Source organism: Acuticoccus kandeliae (assembly GCF_003073115.1).
Genome location: NZ_QBBV01000001.1, coordinates 1,242,227 through 1,259,320, shown reverse-complemented (window position 1 = coordinate 1,259,320; position 17,094 = coordinate 1,242,227). Strand labels below are relative to the sequence as shown.

The 17,094-nt window shown below is 68.4% G+C and carries 15 protein-coding genes and 1 tRNA gene; 13 read left to right on the top strand and 3 right to left on the bottom strand.

Annotation, left to right across the window (positions count from 1 at the left end; genetic code table 11):
• The first annotated feature begins 61 nt into the window (after positions 1-61).
• The 11 genes from DBV35_RS05770 (at position 62) to DBV35_RS05720 (ending at position 13,387) form a co-directional block, all read left to right on the top strand.
• Complete coding sequence (locus DBV35_RS05770; protein ID WP_108659248.1) at positions 62-1,099, top strand: trans-3-hydroxy-L-proline dehydratase; 1,038 nt, start codon at positions 62-64, stop codon at positions 1,097-1,099.
• A 328-nt stretch (positions 1,100-1,427) separates the two neighbouring features.
• Complete coding sequence (locus tag DBV35_RS05765; protein WP_108659247.1) at positions 1,428-2,462, top strand: ABC transporter substrate-binding protein; 1,035 nt, start codon at positions 1,428-1,430, stop codon at positions 2,460-2,462.
• A 3-nt stretch (positions 2,463-2,465) separates the two neighbouring features.
• Positions 2,466-3,236, top strand: coding sequence for an ABC transporter ATP-binding protein (locus DBV35_RS05760; RefSeq protein ID WP_108659246.1), 771 nt, complete (start codon positions 2,466-2,468; stop codon positions 3,234-3,236).
• A complete protein-coding gene (locus tag DBV35_RS05755; protein ID WP_425428443.1) occupies positions 3,226-4,068 on the top strand; it encodes an ABC transporter permease in 843 nt (280 codons plus the stop codon). The genes DBV35_RS05760 and DBV35_RS05755 overlap by 11 nt, the downstream gene beginning before the upstream one ends.
• A gap of 140 nt (positions 4,069-4,208) precedes the next feature.
• The gene (gene purU, locus DBV35_RS05750; protein WP_108659245.1) at positions 4,209-5,057 is read left to right on the top strand and encodes a formyltetrahydrofolate deformylase; all 849 of its coding nucleotides are present in this window, start codon (positions 4,209-4,211) and stop codon (positions 5,055-5,057) included.
• A gap of 16 nt (positions 5,058-5,073) precedes the next feature.
• A complete protein-coding gene (gene folD / locus DBV35_RS05745) occupies positions 5,074-5,931 on the top strand; it encodes a bifunctional methylenetetrahydrofolate dehydrogenase/methenyltetrahydrofolate cyclohydrolase FolD (RefSeq protein WP_108660572.1) in 858 nt (285 codons plus the stop codon).
• 421 nt (positions 5,932-6,352) lie between these two features.
• The gene (locus DBV35_RS05740; RefSeq protein WP_157961591.1) at positions 6,353-7,912 is read left to right on the top strand and encodes an EAL domain-containing protein; all 1,560 of its coding nucleotides are present in this window, start codon (positions 6,353-6,355) and stop codon (positions 7,910-7,912) included.
• Between the two features lie 184 nt (positions 7,913-8,096).
• Positions 8,097-9,686: a peptide ABC transporter substrate-binding protein gene (locus DBV35_RS05735; protein ID WP_108659243.1), complete on the top strand. Its 1,590-nt coding sequence runs from the start codon at positions 8,097-8,099 to the stop codon at positions 9,684-9,686.
• A 47-nt stretch (positions 9,687-9,733) separates the two neighbouring features.
• Positions 9,734-10,657 carry an oligopeptide ABC transporter permease OppB gene (oppB, locus tag DBV35_RS05730; protein WP_108659242.1) on the top strand — a complete coding sequence of 308 codons (924 nt, stop codon included), beginning with the start codon at positions 9,734-9,736 and terminating at the stop codon, positions 10,655-10,657.
• Positions 10,650-11,765, top strand: coding sequence for an ABC transporter permease (locus DBV35_RS05725; RefSeq protein WP_108659241.1), 1,116 nt, complete (start codon positions 10,650-10,652; stop codon positions 11,763-11,765). The genes oppB and DBV35_RS05725 overlap by 8 nt, the downstream gene beginning before the upstream one ends.
• Positions 11,762-13,387, top strand: a complete 1,626-nt coding sequence (locus tag DBV35_RS05720; protein ID WP_108659240.1) for an ABC transporter ATP-binding protein — start codon at positions 11,762-11,764, stop codon at positions 13,385-13,387. Before DBV35_RS05725 ends, DBV35_RS05720 begins: the two co-directional genes overlap by 4 nt.
• 1 nt (position 13,388) lies before the next feature.
• Here DBV35_RS05720 and DBV35_RS05715 read toward each other — a convergent pair whose 3' ends face one another.
• Together DBV35_RS05715 and speB are read right to left on the bottom strand one after the other, a co-directional pair.
• Positions 13,389-14,399 (bottom strand): LLM class flavin-dependent oxidoreductase, encoded by a 1,011-nt coding sequence (locus tag DBV35_RS05715; RefSeq protein WP_108659239.1) that lies wholly within the window; start codon positions 14,397-14,399, stop codon positions 13,389-13,391.
• A gap of 114 nt (positions 14,400-14,513) precedes the next feature.
• A complete protein-coding gene (gene speB, locus DBV35_RS05710; protein ID WP_108659238.1) occupies positions 14,514-15,551 on the bottom strand; it encodes an agmatinase in 1,038 nt (345 codons plus the stop codon).
• Between the two features lie 143 nt (positions 15,552-15,694).
• Between speB and DBV35_RS05705 the strand changes: the two genes are divergently transcribed.
• Both DBV35_RS05705 and DBV35_RS05700 read left to right on the top strand, forming a co-directional pair.
• Complete coding sequence (locus DBV35_RS05705; protein ID WP_211099933.1) at positions 15,695-16,357, top strand: exopolysaccharide biosynthesis protein; 663 nt, start codon at positions 15,695-15,697, stop codon at positions 16,355-16,357.
• A 76-nt stretch (positions 16,358-16,433) separates the two neighbouring features.
• Positions 16,434-16,510, top strand: a tRNA-Arg gene (locus DBV35_RS05700).
• Positions 16,511-16,585: 75 nt separating this feature from the next.
• On the opposite strand, the gene DBV35_RS05695 is transcribed toward DBV35_RS05700, so the two are convergent.
• Positions 16,586-17,023, bottom strand: a complete 438-nt coding sequence (locus DBV35_RS05695) for an EamA family transporter (RefSeq protein WP_108660571.1) — start codon at positions 17,021-17,023, stop codon at positions 16,586-16,588.
• Between the last annotated feature and the right edge of the window lie 71 nt (positions 17,024-17,094).

The window sequence follows — 17,094 nt, the reverse complement described above, 5'->3', positions numbered from 1 at the left end:
GACCGGCGCGCCGGGCGTGACCTCAAGGTGGCAGGGCCACCGGCGGCAGCGGGAGTGAGCGATGCGCGCGCAAAAGACGATCCACGTGGTGAGCTGCCACGCGGAGGGCGAGGTCGGGGACGTCATCGTCGGCGGCGTCGCGCCGCCGCCCGGCGACACGCTGTGGGCCCAGCGCGACTTCATCGCCCGTGACGGGACGTTGCGCGATTTCGTCCTCAACGAGCCGCGCGGCGGCGTCTTCCGCCATGTGAACCTCCTCGTGCCGCCGAAGGACCCGCGCGCGGCGATGGGGTTCATCATCATGGAGCCCGAGGACACGCCGCCGATGTCGGGCTCGAACACGATCTGCGTCGCGACAGTCCTCCTCGACACCGGCATCGTCGCGATGGAGGAGCCGCAGACCCGGCTGACGCTGGAAGCGCCGGGCGGCCTCGTCGAGATCGTCGCCGAGTGCCGCGAGGGGAAGGCCGAGCGCATCACCCTCACCAACGTGCCCTCCTTCGCCGACCGCCTCGGCGCCACGCTGGAGGTGGCGGGGCTCGGCACGCTTCAGGTCGACACCGCCTATGGCGGGGACAGCTTCGTGATGGTCGACGCGGCCCCGCTCGGCTTCACGCTCGGCGCCGACGAGGCGCGCGACCTCGCCGAGACGGGCGTGCGCATCACCGCCGCCGCGACCGAGCAGCTCGGCTTCCACCACCCGGACAATCCGGCCTGGCGCCACATCTCCTTCTGCGCGCTGACCGGCCCCATCGGCCGCGCCGAAGACGGCGCCTTTACCCTCACCAACGCGATCGCGATCCGCCCCGGCAAGATCGACCGTTCGCCGACCGGCACCGCCCTCTCGGCCCACATGGCCCGCCTTCACGCGCGCGGCACGATGGCCGCCGGCGATCGCCTCGTCACGACATCGATCATCGGCTCCACCTTCGAGGGGCGCATCGCGGCCGAGACGCGCGTCGGCGACCGCCCCGCGATCCGCCCGACGGTCTCCGGGCGCGGTTGGATCACCGGGATCCACCAGCACATGCTCGACCCGTCGGACCCCTGGCCGCGCGGCTACCGCCTCACCGACACATGGCCCGCGATGCCGCGATGAGCGGCGGCGTGTGCCCGCGGCGACCGGGTCCATCATGCGGCGAGGCTGGGCCGCGAGACCCGCACCGTCAAGGGCTGCGCCCTCCTCCACTCTCGTTCCGGCCCTTCGGGTGACGGCGCGGGCCTCGCGGCCCGTCGCGGTCGCATGACGGCTCCGGTGGAACGACCCGGAGAACATGACAGGGCCCGACTCTCCAGTGGAACGGGAGGGGAGCGGGCGGAAGGGGTTGCGGCGACGCGGCCCCCTCGGCTATCGGCAACCCCTCGAATTCAGTAAGACATTCAACAAGCCGCCGAGACGGCATGACAGGACATTCAGGGAGGAGACCATGATCGCAAGCTCCAAGCGGGCGATGCTGAAGGCCGTGGGTGCGGGCGCCGTCGCGCTCGCCCTCGTCGCGGGCGGCGCCACCGGGGCCCTCGCGGCCGACAAGGTCAAGGTCGGCATCCTCAGCCTCACCTCGCACTCCCCCTCCATCATCGCGGCCGGCAAGAACTATTTCGCCGACCAGGATATCGACGTCGAATTCGTGAGCTTCCAGGCCGCGCAGCCGATGGCGGTGGCGATCGCCTCCGGCGACATCGATTTCGGCATGACGGCGATCTCCGGCGGCCTCGTCAGCCTCGCCCAGAAGGGCGCGGTGAAGGTGATCGGCGGCGCACTGATGGAGACCGACGACGTCGAGGGGCAGAAGATCATCGTCTCCAAGGCCGCCCATGACGCCGGTGTGACCGAGCCGAAGGCGCTCGCCGGCCGCCGCTTCGGGGTGACGACCGCAGGCTCCTCCTTCCACTACATGGCCCACAAGATCGCCGACGGGGCGGGCTTCGACCGTGCCTCGCTCCACATCGTGCCGCTCCAGAAGGTGCCGGCCGTGATCGCGGCGCTGAAGTCGGGCCAGATCGACGCCTGGTCGATCGTGCCGAACATCGCCGATGCGCTGACGCGCGGGCCCGAAGTCGTCGAGATCGGCAAGGTCGCCGACTACATCCCCGGCTACCAGGTGACGACGGTGTTCACTTCGACGCGCAATGTCGAGGAGAAGCGCGACCTCGTGGAGCGCTTCCTCGCCGGCCTCTCCAAGGGGATCGATGACTACAATGCCGCCCTCGTCGACAAGACGATGAGCGAGGCGGACACGGCCGCGATCGTCGCGATGATCCACCAATATGTCTACAACGATCAGCCGCTCGAGAAGGCCGATCCGCGTATCCGCGCCGGCGCGATGCGCATCAATCCGGGGGCGAGCCTCAACGTCGCGAGCGTCGAGGACCAGCTCGCCTGGTTCAAGTCGGAGAAGCTCGTTCCGGCTGACGCCACGATGGAACAGCTCGTCGACACCAGCTTCGTCGAGACCGACTGAGCGATGAAGCTGATCGCCGAGCGCATCTCGCACCATTATGGGGCGACGGAGGTGATGTCGGACATCGACATCACCATCGGCTCGGGCGAGATCGTGACGGTGATCGGCCCGTCGGGCTGCGGCAAGTCCACATTGCTGCGCTTCCTCGGCGGGCTGGAGCGCCCCACCTCCGGGGCGGTGATGATCGAGGGGGAGGCGCCGGAAGGCTCGCTGAACCCCCTCACCTATGTGTTCCAGGATTTCGCGCTCCTGCCGTGGCGCTCGGTCGAGGGGAATGTGCGCCTCGTCCTCGAGGACCATGCGCTCGGCGCGACGCTGACGCGGGAGATCGTCGACGACGTCCTCGCCCGCACCAAGCTCACCGAATTCCGCACCGCCTGGCCGCGCCAGCTCTCCGGCGGGATGAAGCAGCGCGTTGCGATCGCGCGCGCGCTCGCGGTGCGCCCGGCGGTGATGCTGATGGACGAGCCGTTGTCGGCCCTCGACAGCCAGACGCGCGAGCTCCTGATGGACGATCTCGTCGAGCTATGGAGCCGGGAGCGCTTCTCGGCCTGCTACGTGACGCACAATCTTGCCGAGGCCGTGCGGCTCGGCCACCGCATCGTCGTCCTGTCGCGCCGGCCGGGGCGGATCCGCGAGGTGGTCGAGATCGACATGCCGCTCGCCGAGCGCCCGGGGCGGCTCGCCGAGCTCGAGACCACGCAGCGCCATCTGTGGCAGCTGATGCGCGACGAGGCGCGCGCCGCCGACCGGGAGCTCGTCCGTGCTGACTGACGCCGACAGGGGCGCACGCGTCCGCGACGACGCGCGCGAGGCGGACGGGCGCCGGCCCGTCCCCTTCCGCGGCGGCGGCTTCCGCCACAAGCCGATCTGGTATGTCGGCCCGCTGGTCTTCCTGACGCTGATCCTCCTGTGGGAGCTCGGCTCGCGCTCCGGCTTCATCAGCCCGATCGCGCTCCCCGCTCCGTCGGAGGCAATCGGGGCGCTCGGCGATCTCGTCGAAACCGGGATGCTCTGGCGCCACCTCTCCGCCTCCCTCTACCGCCTCGTCCTCGGCTGGACGTTCGGCACGCTTCTCGGGGTCACCGTCGGTCTCGCAATCGGCCTCTTCTCGGTCGCCCGCGCCGGCCTCTCCCCCCTCGTCTCCGCCTTCTTCCCGATCCCGAAGATCGCGCTCCTGCCGCTCTTCATCATCTGGTTCGGGATCGGCGAGGGCTCGAAGGTCGCGACCCTTCTCTTTGGCACCTTCTTCCCCACCGTCATCGCCACCTATAGCGGGGTCGACAATGTCGACCGGGGCCTCATCCGCATGGGCCAGTCCTTCGGCCTCTCCTGGTGGTCGATCGTGCGCAAGATCATCCTGCCGGGGGCGCTGCCGGCGATCCTGTCGGGGGCGCGCATCTCGGCCTCGATCGCGATCATCCTCCTCATCGCGGCGGAGATGATCGGCGCGGAATACGGGCTCGGCGCCTATATCCTGATGGCCGGCTCCCTCTTCGCCCTCGACCAGCTCGTCGCGGGCGTCGCGATGCTGTCGGTGATCGGCCTCCTCGTCGGCTGGCTGATCGGACGGGCCGAGCGCAAGCTCCTCGACTGGCGCACCTGAGGCCCCGCGCGGGGACGATCGGCGCGGGGGCAATTCTCACCGGCGCCGATCTGGTCTAGAGCGTGTCCCGTCCCCGGTGCGGCGCGCGGCACGTCGCGCACCGCCACCATCCCCGCGCCCTCTCAGACCCAGATCACACCGTGCCCGAACTCGTCCTCACCCTTTCCTGCATCGACCGCAAAGGCATCGTCGGCGCGGTCGGCTCCTCGATGGCCGCGCAGGACTGCAACATCCTGGAGAGCGCGCAATATTACGACCGCGCCTCCGGCCGCTTCTTCATGCGCGTCCACTTCCAGGCCCCCGACGGCATGACACCGGACCGCTTCCGCACCGGCTTCCGCCCGACCCTCCTCGCCTACGACATGGACGCGGAGATCACCGACCTTGCGACGCGCCCGCGCGTCCTCGTGATGGTCTCCAAGACCGGGCACTGCCTCAACGACCTCCTCTATCGCTGGCGGATCGGGCAGCTTCCGATGGCCCTCGTCGGCGTCGCCTCCAACCATGAGGACTGGCGCACGCGGGTGGAGAGCGAGGGGATCCCCTTCCACCACCTGCCGATCACCCCCGAGACGAAGGCAGAGCAGGAGGCGGCGATGCTCGACCTCGTGGAGCGCGAGGGGGTCGAGCTCATCATCCTCGCCCGCTACATGCAGATCCTGTCGGACCAGCTCTCCAAGCGCCTCGAAGGGCGCGTCATCAACATCCACCACTCCTTCCTGCCGAGCTTCAAGGGCGCGATGCCCTACCACCAGGCGCACGCGCGCGGGGTAAAGCTCATCGGTGCGACGGCGCACTATGTGACGCCCGACCTCGATGAGGGGCCGATCATCGAGCAGGACACCGAGCGGGTGGACCACACCATGACGCCGGACGACCTCGTCGCCGCCGGCCGGGACATCGAGAGCCGCGTCCTCGCGCGCGCCGTGCGCTACCACCTCGAGCGGCGCATCCTGTTGAACGGAGATCGGACCATTGTCTTCAAGTGAACACGCCGGCCCCACGCTGATCGACGGCAAGGCGGAGGCGGCGAAGATCACCGAGGCGATCGGCGCCGAAGTCGCGGCGGCATCGTTCGTGCCGGGCCTTGCCGTGGTCCTCGTTGGCGACGATCCGGCGAGCGCGGTCTATGTGCGCAACAAGTCGCGCACGGCCGAGCGCTGCGGCTTCCACTCCGTCCAGCACACGCTGCCGGCCGACACCAGCATGGAGGCGCTCCTCGCCCTCGTCGCGGCGCTGAACGCCGATCCCGCGATCCACGGCATTCTCGTCCAGCTCCCCCTTCCGCGCCATCTCGACCCCGCCGCGGTGATCGCCGCGATCGACCCCGACAAGGACGTCGACGGGCTTCATGTCGTGAACGCCGGGCGCCTCGCGGTGGGGGATCCGGCCGCGATCGTGCCCTGCACGCCGCTCGGCTCGATGCACCTCATCGGCACGGTGCGCGGGACGGACCTGTCGGGGCTGAACGCGGTGGTCGTCGGCCGCTCGCGCCTCGTCGGCCTGCCGCTCGCGCTCCTCCTCACCCAGGCGAACGCGACGGTGACGATCGCCCACAGCCGCACGAAGGACCTCGACGCGGTGTGCCGGGGGGCGGACATCCTCGCGGCGGCGGTCGGCCGGCCGCAGATGCTGAAGGGGGGCGCGATCAAGCCGGGCGCGACGGTGATCGATATCGGCATCAACCGCATCCCGGACGCGACGAAGGCGTCGGGCTCGCGCCTCGTCGGCGACGTGGCCTTCGACGAGGCCGGCCATGCCGGCGCGATCACCCCGGTTCCGGGCGGCGTCGGGCCGATGACGATCGCGATGCTGATGCGGAACACTCTCGACGCGGCGCGACGCGCTGCGCAAAAAATTTGACAGAATCCAGGCCGGATTGAAATATAACGACACACTTCGTTCGCATAGAGGATTCCTTCAACACGCGAACAGCCTTCCATTTCGACCCCGGCCCGCGCGCAAAAGCCGGGGCATTTCCAGTCTCGGCTGTTCGGAAAGCTCGATCGCAATAAAGTATGATATTTGAGAAGCAGTAGTCTTTGGAACTATTCTTCTCAAAAACGCAGATTAGAAACCTGTCCGGACTTGTCCAAAATAGTTCTTGGACAAATGCTCTTTAAGCGATATGTACATCGAGTTGAGGTGGTATCGACGCTTGGCGCGTATGCTGTGACCGTCGCGTCGAATTGTTTTGAGACTCTACCGCCTCGCGAAGCCTGGTGATCCATTGCTTAATAAACTCCGTGGCTTCCGTCCGACTGTGCTTCTGATCTGCGCCGCGATGGGCGGTTTTCTTGCGCATCAGGTCGCAAGCCTTCTCCTTCTGCAGCGCGATCAGCGGGCGATGCAGGCGACGCTGCACCAGGCTGCGCAGGGGACCTTCGACCACCTCTCCAATGCGCTGCGCACCCTCTCCCTCGCCGCGAACTCGCAGTCGACGCCCTGCTCGGCGGACGATCTCACCTATCTGCGGCGGCTGGTCTTCGATTCCAGCGAGGTGAAGAGCATCGGGCGCCTTGAGGACGGGCACCTCCAGTGCGCGACGCTGACCGGGGCGCTGTCGCGGCCCGTGCCGGTGAGCGCACCCGACTACACGGACGATTTCGGTATCCGCTGGTACATCGATTCCCCGCTCTCGATCTCCGGGCGGGACGGCGCGCTGATCCTCGCGACCGAGCGCACCAGCATCATCCTCGACCAGCGTCGCTTCACCGAATTGATGCACGGGGTCTACAAGTCGACGCTCCTTTTCGTCGGCCAGAAGGACGATCAGATCCTTTTCGCAAGCGAGACGTCGGGCCCCTTCACGGCGGACCGGCTCGGCACCCTCATTCGTGAGCCGACCGACATGGTGCGCGCGGGCGACTGGTTCCTCGCCAAGGAATGCGACCCGATGTCGGTCCTGTGCCCGGTCTACGCGATCTCGGCGCCGGTCCTTCTCGACGGCGAGCGGCCCCTCCTCGTGATCATCACCCTCTTCGGGGCGATCGGGTCGGGCCTTATCTTCGTCGCGGTCGACGCGCGCGGCCGCCAGCTCAAGGTGCGCCTGCGCAAGGCGATCCGGCGCGACGAACTGAAGGTCCACTATCAGCCGCAGGTGAACTTCGTGGAAGGCACCGTCATCGGCTGCGAGGCGCTGCTGCGCTGGAACGATCACGGCGTCCCCCAATCCCCGCAGGTCGCGGTGGAGGCGGCGGAGGCCAACGGCTTCATCGGTGAGCTGACGCGGCTCGTCGTGCGGCATGTCATCGACGAGCTCGGCGAAATCCTGCACCAGCGCGACGGGTTCCGCGTCTCGATCAACTTCTCCGCGACGGACCTCTCGCGCGAGACCTTTCTCGACGAGCTCCACGCCCAGCTCGGCGCCGCCGGCATCGCGCCCCGCCAGGTCACGATCGAACTGACCGAGCACACGGCGGGCGACAACACCGCCCTCACGCGCACGCTGACCCGCGCCCGCGCCGCCGGCCACAAGGTGGCGATCGACGATTTCGGCATCGGCTATTCCAATCTCGGCTATCTGCGCGACCATCCGGTCGACTATCTGAAGATCGACAAGAGCTTCACGGAGATGATCGGCACCGGGTCGGTGCGCAGCATCATCGTCACCCAGATCATCGACCTCGCGAAGGTGCTGGGGCTCGACGTGATCGTCGAGGGGCTCGAGACGGAGGAGCAGATCGCCTACGTCGTGCGCCACGGCGCCCAGTGCGGACAGGGATGGGTGTTCGCCGACGCGATGCCGGCGCAGGGCCTCGCCGACTGGCTCGCCACCAGCGACTGGGGCCGGGGCGTCGCGGTGGAGCGCACGGCGGCGCTGGATTTGTCGCACGCCGGCTGACCGCTCCGATATTCGCGGGCCGTTGACGACCTCCTGCGATTGTGTGCCTCCTTAGCCCGACAGGACGAGGATACCGGGACCGAGGCCGCCTGCTATTCGCGATGTGTGTCAAGCACTTAGGCGCGTAACCCGCTCTCCCCGCCCGCGCGGCTTCAAGGAGGGATTGGCGATGGGCCACTCGCGAATGATGACGGATGTGCGGACGACGCTTCTCGCAGGCGCCTTGATTTTGGCAACGGCCGGCACGGCCTTCGCGCAGACGACCTATGTGCGCGGCAATGACGGCGATCCCGAGACGCTCGACCAGCACAAGACGTCGACCGTCGTGGAAGCCCGCATCCTGCGCGACCTCTATGAGGGCCTCGTCATCGACGATGCGAGCGCGAAGGTCGCCCCCGGCGTCGCCGAGAGCTGGACGCTCTCCGACGACGGCACCGTCTACACCTTCAACTTCCGCGACGACGCGAAATGGTCGAACGGGGAGCCCGTGACGGCGGAGGATTTCGTCTACTCCCTGCGCCGCATCATGAACCCGGAGACCGGCGCGAAATACGCCAACATCCTCTATCCGATCCTCAACGCCGAGGCGATCAACAAGGGCGAGATGCAGCCCGACGCGCTCGGCGTGAAGGCGGTCGACGACAAGACGCTCGAGATCACGCTCGCCTCCCCCACCCCATATTTCCTGGAGTTGCTGACGCACCAGACCGCGCTGCCGGTCTATCCGCCGGCGGTGGAGGAATTCGGCGCCGCCTTCGTCTCGCCGCAGAACATCGTGTCGAACGGCCCCTACAGGCTCGTCTCCTTCACCCCGAACGACAAGCTCGTCGCCGAAAAGAGCCCGACCTTCCACGATGCCGACAGCGTCGCGATCGACCGCGTCGAATTCCTGCCGATCGAGGAGCGGGCGACGTGCGTGCGCCGCTTCGAGGCCGGCGAGGTCCACTCCTGCCACGACCTGCCAAGCGAGCAGATCGCCTCGCTGCGCGAACGGCTCGGCGACCAGGTCCACGTCGTGCCCTATCTCGGCGTCTACTATTATGCGCTGAACACCACCCATCCCCCGCTCGACAATGTGAACGTGCGCCAGGCGCTGTCGATGGCGATCGACCGCGAGTTCCTCGCCGAGGAGATCTTCGCCGGCACCATGCTGCCCGCCTACGCGCTCGTCCCGCCGGGCATCTCGAACTATGTCGAGGAAGGGCCGACGCTGCCCTATGCCAACGATTCCATGCTCGACCGCGAGGACAAGGCGATCGAGCTCATGACCGAGGCGGGCTTCGGGCCGGACAACCCGATCGAGCTCGAGATCTCCTACAACAACTCGGAGAACCACCGGAACGCGGCGACGGCGATCGCGGACATGTGGAAGCCGCTCGGCGTCAACGCGACCTTCAACGCGCGTGACCTGCCGGCCCACTATGCGATGCTGCGGGACGAGAAGACCCACGACGTCGCCCGCGCGGGATGGATCGGCGACTATTCCGACCCGCAGAACTTCCTCTTCCTCAACATCTCCGACAATGACGGCTTCAACTACGGGATCTACAAGAGCCCCGAATATGACGCGCTGATGGAGAAGGCGGCGGCGGAGAAGGACCTCGCCGCCCGCGCGCAAATCCTCGCCGAGGCGGAGGCGCTCTTCCTGCGCGACCTGCCGCAGGTGCCGCTCCTCTTCTACTCCTCCACCGCCCTCGTCTCGCCGAAGGTCCGGGGCTGGGTGGACAATGTGCGCCACGTCCACCCGACGCGCTTCCTCAGCCTCTCTGAGTGAGAGGATGGCTGCGGGCCAGCCCGCCCGCAGCCTTCGGCCCCGCCCCGATGCTCGCCTACGCCCTCCGGCGCCTCCTCGGCGCGATCCCGACGATCTTCGTCATCATCACGCTCGCCTTCTTCCTGATGCGCATCGCGCCGGGGGGGCCGTTCGACCGCGAGCGGGTGCTGGAGCCGACGGTGATGGCGAACATCAGCAAGGCCTTCCACCTCGACCGGCCGGTCTACGAGCAATACGTGATCTATCTCGGCAATCTCATGCGCGGCGATCTCGGGCCGAGCTTCGTCTATCGTGACTTCACCGTCGGCGAATTGTTGGCGGCGGGACTACCGATCTCGATGCTCCTCGGCGGGTGCGCCCTCCTCCTCGCCCTTCTCGTCGGCGGCACGCTCGGCATCATCGCGGCGCTGAAGCAGAATTCGCCGATCGACTATCTCGTCGTCGCGGTCGCGACCTTCGGCATCACCATCCCGAACTTCGTCGTCGCGCCCGTGCTCTCGCTCGCCTTCGGCGTCTGGCTGAACCTCCTGCCGGCGGGCGGTTGGGACGGGGCGAGCCCGGCGCACATGATCCTGCCGGTCATCACGCTTGCCCTGCCGCAGATCGCCGTCATCGCGCGCCTCATCCGCGGCGCGATGCTGGAGGCGCTGCGGTCCGACCATGTGCGCACGGCGCGCGCCTACGGACTGCCGGCGCGGCTCGTCGTGATCGTCCATTCGCTGCGCGGCGCCTCGCTGCCGGTCGTCTCCTATCTGGGACCGGCGGCGGCCGCCCTCCTCACCGGGTCGGTGGTGGTGGAGACGATCTTCGGCATCCCAGGTGTCGGCCGCTATTTCGTCCAGGGCGCGCTCAACCGCGACTACACGCTGGTGATGGGGACGGTCGTCATCATCGCGGTCTTCGTGGTGGTCTTTAATCTCGTGGTCGACCTCCTCTATGCCGCGATCGACCCGCGCGTGCGCTATGACTGACGCGACCACAATCCCCGTCGCGCGCCGCTCGCTCTGGGCGATGGCGCTCAGGCGCCTGCGCCGCAACCGCGCGGCGATGGCGAGCCTCGTCGTCCTCGTCCTCTACATCCTCGCCGGCATCTTCGGCCCGATGGTGTGGCCGCACGACTATGCGACCGTCTATTCGAACTACGTGAAGGTGCCAGCGAGCCTCACCCCCTACCCGCGCGCCGACACCATCGTCCCCGGCATCGAGCGCGCGCTCGCCCGCGCACGCGTCACCGTGGAGGACGCGCGCGTCGAGGGCGGGACCGTCTTCGTCGACATCGCCTCCACCCGCGCGATCGATCCGCGCATCACCCGCTATCTCGACCGCTCGGATCTGTTCTCCAACGCCCGTCTCGCCAATATCGGCGCAGACGAGCTCACCGCCACCATCGAGGCGGACGTCACGCGGCTGCGCTTCATCTTCGGCACGGACTCCAACGGGCGCGACCTCGCCGCCCGCATCCTCGTCTCGATCCGCATCTCGCTCCTCATCGGCGCGCTCGCTACGGGGGTCGCGCTCGTCATCGGGCTCCTCTACGGGGCGACGGCCGGCTTCATCGGCGGCCGTGTCGACAGCATGATGATGCGCGTCGTCGACATCCTCTATTCGCTCCCCTTCATCTTCTTCGTGATCCTGCTCGTCGTCTTCTTCGGGCGGAACGTGGTCTTGATGTTCATCGCGGTCGGCGCGGTCGAGTGGCTCGACATGGCGCGCATCGTGCGCGGGCAGACCCTGTCGCTGCGCCGGCGCGAGTTCGTGCGCGCGGCCGAGGGGCTCGGCGTGCGCCCCGCCGCGATCGTGCGTCGACACATCATCCCGAACGTGATGGGGCCGGTGATCATCTTCATGACGCTGCTCGTCCCGAAGGTGATCCTCCTCGAGAGCTTCCTCTCCTTCCTCGGGCTCGGCGTGCAGGAGCCGCTGACGAGCCTCGGCGTCCTCATCTCGGAAGGGGCGCGCAACATGCGCAACGCCCCCTCGATGCTCCTCTACCCCTCGCTCGCCCTCACCATCCTGCTCTTCGCCCTCAACTTCCTCGGCGACGGGCTGCGCGACGCGCTCGACCCTAAAGACCGATGAGCGCGGCCCCGATCCTCTCCGCCCGTGGCCTCCGGGTCACCTTCGACACGCCGGACGGCGCGGTGAAGGCGGTGCGCGGCGTCGATTTCGACGTATTCGCCGGAGAGAGCCTCGCGATTGTCGGCGAGTCGGGATCGGGCAAGAGCCAGATCATGATGGCGACGATGGGTCTCCTCGCCGCGAACGGGACGGCCGGCGGGTCGGTCGCCTATCGCGGCACGGAGCTGATCGGGATGCCGCGCCGCACCCTCAACGCGATCCGCGGCGACAAGATCTCGATGATCTTCCAGGAGCCGATGACGTCCCTCGACCCGCTCTATCCGATCGGCCGCCAGATCGCCGAGCCGCTGATGGTCCATCGCGGCCTCTCGGCGCGGGCGGCGAAGGCGCGGGTCGTCGAGCTCCTTCGTCTCGTCCAGCTTCCCGACCCGGAGCGGCGCGCGGGGGCCTACCCGCACGAACTCTCCGGCGGCCAGCGCCAGCGCGTGATGATCGCGATGGCGCTCGCGAACGAGCCGGAGATCCTCATCGCCGACGAGCCGACCACCGCGCTCGACGTCACCATCCAGGCCGACATCCTCGCCCTCCTCGCCTCCCTCCAGGCGCGGCTCGGCATGGCGATCCTCTTCATCACCCACGATCTCGGCATCGTGCGCGCCATCGCCGACCGCGTCATCGTCATGCGCGAGGGCGCGATCGTGGAGACGGGGCCGACGCGCGCGATCTTCGAGGCCCCGCGCGAGGCCTACACGAAGATGCTCCTCGCCGCCGAGCCGAGCGGCACCAAGGCGCCGGCCGCCCCGAAGCCGCCGCTCCTGACGGCCGAGAATGTCGGCGTGACCTATCGCGTCGCGGGCGGGCTCCTGGGGCGCGGCGGCTACGCGATCGAGGCCGTGCGCGACGTCTCGCTGGCGCTGCGGCCGGGCGAGACGCTCGGGATCGTCGGGGAGTCGGGATCGGGGAAGTCGACCCTCGGCCGCGCCCTCGTCGGGCTGGAGCACGCGCGCGGGCGCATCCTTTTCCGCGGGTCCGACATCGCGACGCTGTCCCCGGCTGCGATCCGCCCGCTCCGCCGCGATCTCCAGATCGTCTTCCAGGATCCCTACGGCTCGCTGAGCCCGCGCATGACCGTCGGCGAGATCGTGACCGAGGGCCTCCTCGTCCACGAGAAGGGCCTCTCGGCGCGCGAACGCGCCCGCCGCGCCGACGCCGCGCTCACCGAAGTCGGGCTCGACCCCGCCGTGAAGAACCGCTTCCCGCACGAATTCTCCGGTGGGCAGCGCCAGCGCATCGCGATCGCCCGCGCGCTCATCCTGAAACCGGAGATCATCGTCCTCGACGAGCCGACCTCCGCGCTCGACCGGTCGGTGCAGAAGCAGATCATCGAGCTCCTGCGCACCGTCCAGCGCGAGCACGACCTCGCCTTCGTCTTCATCAGCCACGACCTCGCGGTCGTCCACGCCCTCGCCGACCATGTGATAGTGATGAAGGACGGGGCGGTGGTGGAGGAAGGCCCCACCTCCGCGATCTTCGAGACGCCACGCTCGGACTACACGAAGCGCCTGATGCGCGCGGCCTTCGACCTCGACGCGATCCTCGAGGCGCGCGCGGCGTCGGCCTGACCTACTCGGCCGCCGAGCGCTGAAGGCCGCCCTCCGACATCACCTCCGCCGCGATCTCGAACGAATGGAGGCGCGCGGCGTGGTCGTGGATCTGGCCGGTGAGGATCACCTCGTCCGGCGTGTAGCGGTCGATGAGCGCCTTGAGGTCGCGCCGCACGCTGTCGGGCGAGCCCACCGCCGTCACCGACAGAGCCGCGTCGACGTGTGGCATGTAGGCCGGGTCGATCACCGAGGCGAGGTCCTTCACCGGGCGCGGCAGGGGACCCGCCCGCCCCGTGCGGTTCTTGAAGAAGGCCTGCTGCATCGAGGTGCGCAGGAAGTGCCCCTCCTCGTCGGTGTCGGCGGCGAAGACGTTGATGGCGAGCATGAAGTAGGGCTTCGTCCCCCATTGCGAGGGCTTGAAGGTGCGGCGGTAGATCTCCAGCGCCTCCTCCAGCGAATCGGGCGCGAAGTGGGAGGCGAAGGCGTAGGGTAGGCCGAGATGGGCGGCGAGCTGCGCGCCGAACGTGCTCGACCCCAGCATCCAGACCGGCACCTCCGTCCCTGCGCCTGGGATCGCGCGGACCGGCCCGTCATTCCCCTCGGGGCCGAGATAGAAGAGGAGCTCCATCACGTCCTGCGGGAAGTTGTCGGAATTCTCCAGACTCCGGCGCAGCGCCCGCGCGGTGTTCATGTCCGTCCCCGGCGCGCGGCCGAGACCGAGATCGATGCGGCCCGGATAGAGGGTCGCGAGCGTGCCGAACTGCTCGGCGATCACCAGCGGGGCGTGGTTCGGCAGCATGATGCCGCCCGAGCCGACGCGGATCCGCGAGGTGCCGCCGGCGATGTAGCCGATCAGCACGGAGGTCGCCGCGCTCGCGATCCCGGCCATGTTGTGGTGCTCGGCGAGCCAGTAGCGGTTGTAGCCCCACGCCTCGGCATGGCGGGCGAGGTCGAGCGAGTTGCGGAGCGCATCGGCGGCGCTCGCCCCCTCGGGAATGGGCGAGAGGTCGAGAAGGGAATATGGGATCATCGGCCGAACTCCTGCAGATACCCGATTGCTTGCCACTACACATAGCCCATTTTCCCGCCATCGCGAGGGGCGGGACGCGAGACAATCGATCGCCCCCCGCCCCGACCCGGCCGCTCAGCGGGGGATGAAGGGGGTGAGGCTCAGGAGCTCGAACAGCATCTGCGCCCCGGCATGGGCGGTGTTCGTGGTCGCGTCATATTGCGGCGCGACCTCCACCACGTCGCCGCCCACCATGTTGATCCCGGCGAGGCTGCGCAGGATGGCGAGCGCCTCGCGCGTGGTGAGGCCGCCGATCTCCGGCGTGCCGGTGCCGGGCGCGAAGGCGGGGTCGAGCGAGTCGATGTCGAACGAGACATAGGTCGGCCCCGTCCCGATGACGGCGCGGATCCTGGCGGCGATGGCCTCGATCCCGAGATCGGAGATCTCCTCGGCGTGGATCACGCTCATCCCGCTCTCATAGGAGAATTCCCAGAGATATTCGGACGAGCCGCGGATGCCGATCTGGATCGTGCGGGTCGGGTCGAGGACGCCGTCGAGCACGGCCTGGCGGAACGGGCCGCCATGGTGGAACTTGCAATTGTCGAACGGTCCGCTGGTGTCGCAATGGGCGTCGATATGGACCATGCCGACGGGCCGGTCCGCCCCCACCGCGCGCAGGATCGGCAGCGTGATCGAATGGTCGCCGCCGACGAAGAGCGGGATCACCCCGCCCTTCACGAGCGCGGCCGCCCCCGCCTCGATGTCGGCGTGGCAGGTCGCGAGCTCGAAGCGGCTGCGGAAGGGGATGTCGCCGACATCGGCCGCAGCGACATCGGACTGCGGCATCGTCTTCAGGACATGATTGTAGGGCCCGACGCGCTCGATCGTGCGCACCGCGCGCGGCCCGAAGCGGCTGCCATTGCGGTTGGTGACGCCGAGATCCATCGGCACCCCCGCGATCGCCACGTCGAGGCCGGAGAGGTCCGGCGCGCGCCAGTCGATCTTGCGGTAGGGGAGGTCGAGAAAGGTCGACACGCCGGCGAAGGGGGCGACACGCGTGCCAGCGGGGTCGAACAGCTTGTCCGCCACGGCGGAGAAGCCCGGATCGTAGATGCGACGCTCGTTCTCGCCGCCGAAGCGGGCGCGCAAGGCGTCGAGTTTGGCCTTGTCCATTCTCGTCTCGTGGGTGGTGGGGCGGCGCCCCGTTGCCTCTCGGACCCGCGGGCCCGCCCCCAGTCGTGCCCGCCGCGGCCCGCGGTGTCAAAGTGACGCCCGCGCGCGCCGGAACGAACGCCGCCCTTTCCGGTTGCCTCCCCATGACTGGAACGATGCCCCCGTCCGCGCCCGCCGCCCCCTCCCCCGCCTGGACGGGCCAGATCGAGGCCTGCGCCGCGAGCCCGGACAAGGGCGCGCTGACGTGCATCCTCGACGATCTCGCCGCGAGCGCCCGCGCCGCGCGCAAGGTGACGGTCGACGACCTCGCCGGCGCCTTCGGCCACCGCGGCTTCGGCCCGTTCCTCATCCTTCCCGCGCTCGTCGAATTGTCGCCGGTCGGCGCGATTCCGGGCGTGCCGACGCTCCTGGCCGCGATCATCGCGCTCTTCGCGGTGCAGATCGTGCTCGGCTGCCGCGAGATCTGGCTCCCGCGTTTTCTCGACTGCCGGACGCTGCCGGCGCGGCGCCTCCGGCAGACGGCGGAGGCCGCGCGGCCGGTGGCGCACCGGCTCGACCGTCTCTTCAGTCCGCGCCTGCCGCGCCTGGCGGGTCGTGCGGCGACTCGAGCGGCGGCCGCGGCCTGTCTCGTCCTGTGTCTGACCGTGCCGCCGCTCGAGCTTCTGCCCTTCGCCTCGAGCGCCCCGATGCTCGCGATCGCGACACTGGGCCTCGCGATGATGGTGAAGGACGGCCTCCTGATGGCGATCGGCTTCGCCCTCACCGCGATCGCGGCGGCGGTCGGCATCGGCCTCCTGGTGTTCTAGGCTCTGGCCGGATGGGGAGTGCCGCGCAAACCCTTGTCGCGGCCCCCGCGATCGGCTACTGACCGGGGAGGCATCCGCACCCGTAGCTCAGCTGGATAGAGCGCTGCCCTCCGAAGGCAGAGGTCACAGGTTCGAATCCTGTCGGGTGCGCCATCTCATCCTTCTGATGTTCTGACAGCAACCGTCCCCGGACCGGAACGAGATCCGCCGGACGGGCCGCTCCAGCACCTATCCCTTGTACGCGACGAGGATTGCCCCGGCGGCGATGAGCCCCACGCCCAGCCAGTTGGGGAGGGAAAGCTGTTCGCCGAGAAAGGCGACGCCGAAGATGGCCACCAGCACCACGCTCATCTTGTCGATGGGGGCAACCCGCGCCGCATCCCCGACCTTCAGCGCGCGGAAGTAGCAGATCCATGACGCGCCGGTGGCAAGCCCCGACAGAACGAGGAAGATGCCTGAGCGCGACGAAATCGTGCTGAGGCTCTGCCACCCGCCTGTTGCTGTCAGAATGAGGGCCAAAGCCAGAAGTATGACGATGGTGCGGATGAAGGTTGCGAAGTCGGAGCCGATATTCTCAATACCAATCTTTGCGAAGATCGCCGTGAGAGCGGCAAAGAATGCTGCCGAGATGGCCCAGAACTGCCAGGTTGCGAATAAGACCTTCATCATCCCCTCCGATGCCAAGTGACGAATGGGCAGCGATCCGAACAGAGCGCCGCGATCGATGCGAACCGAAG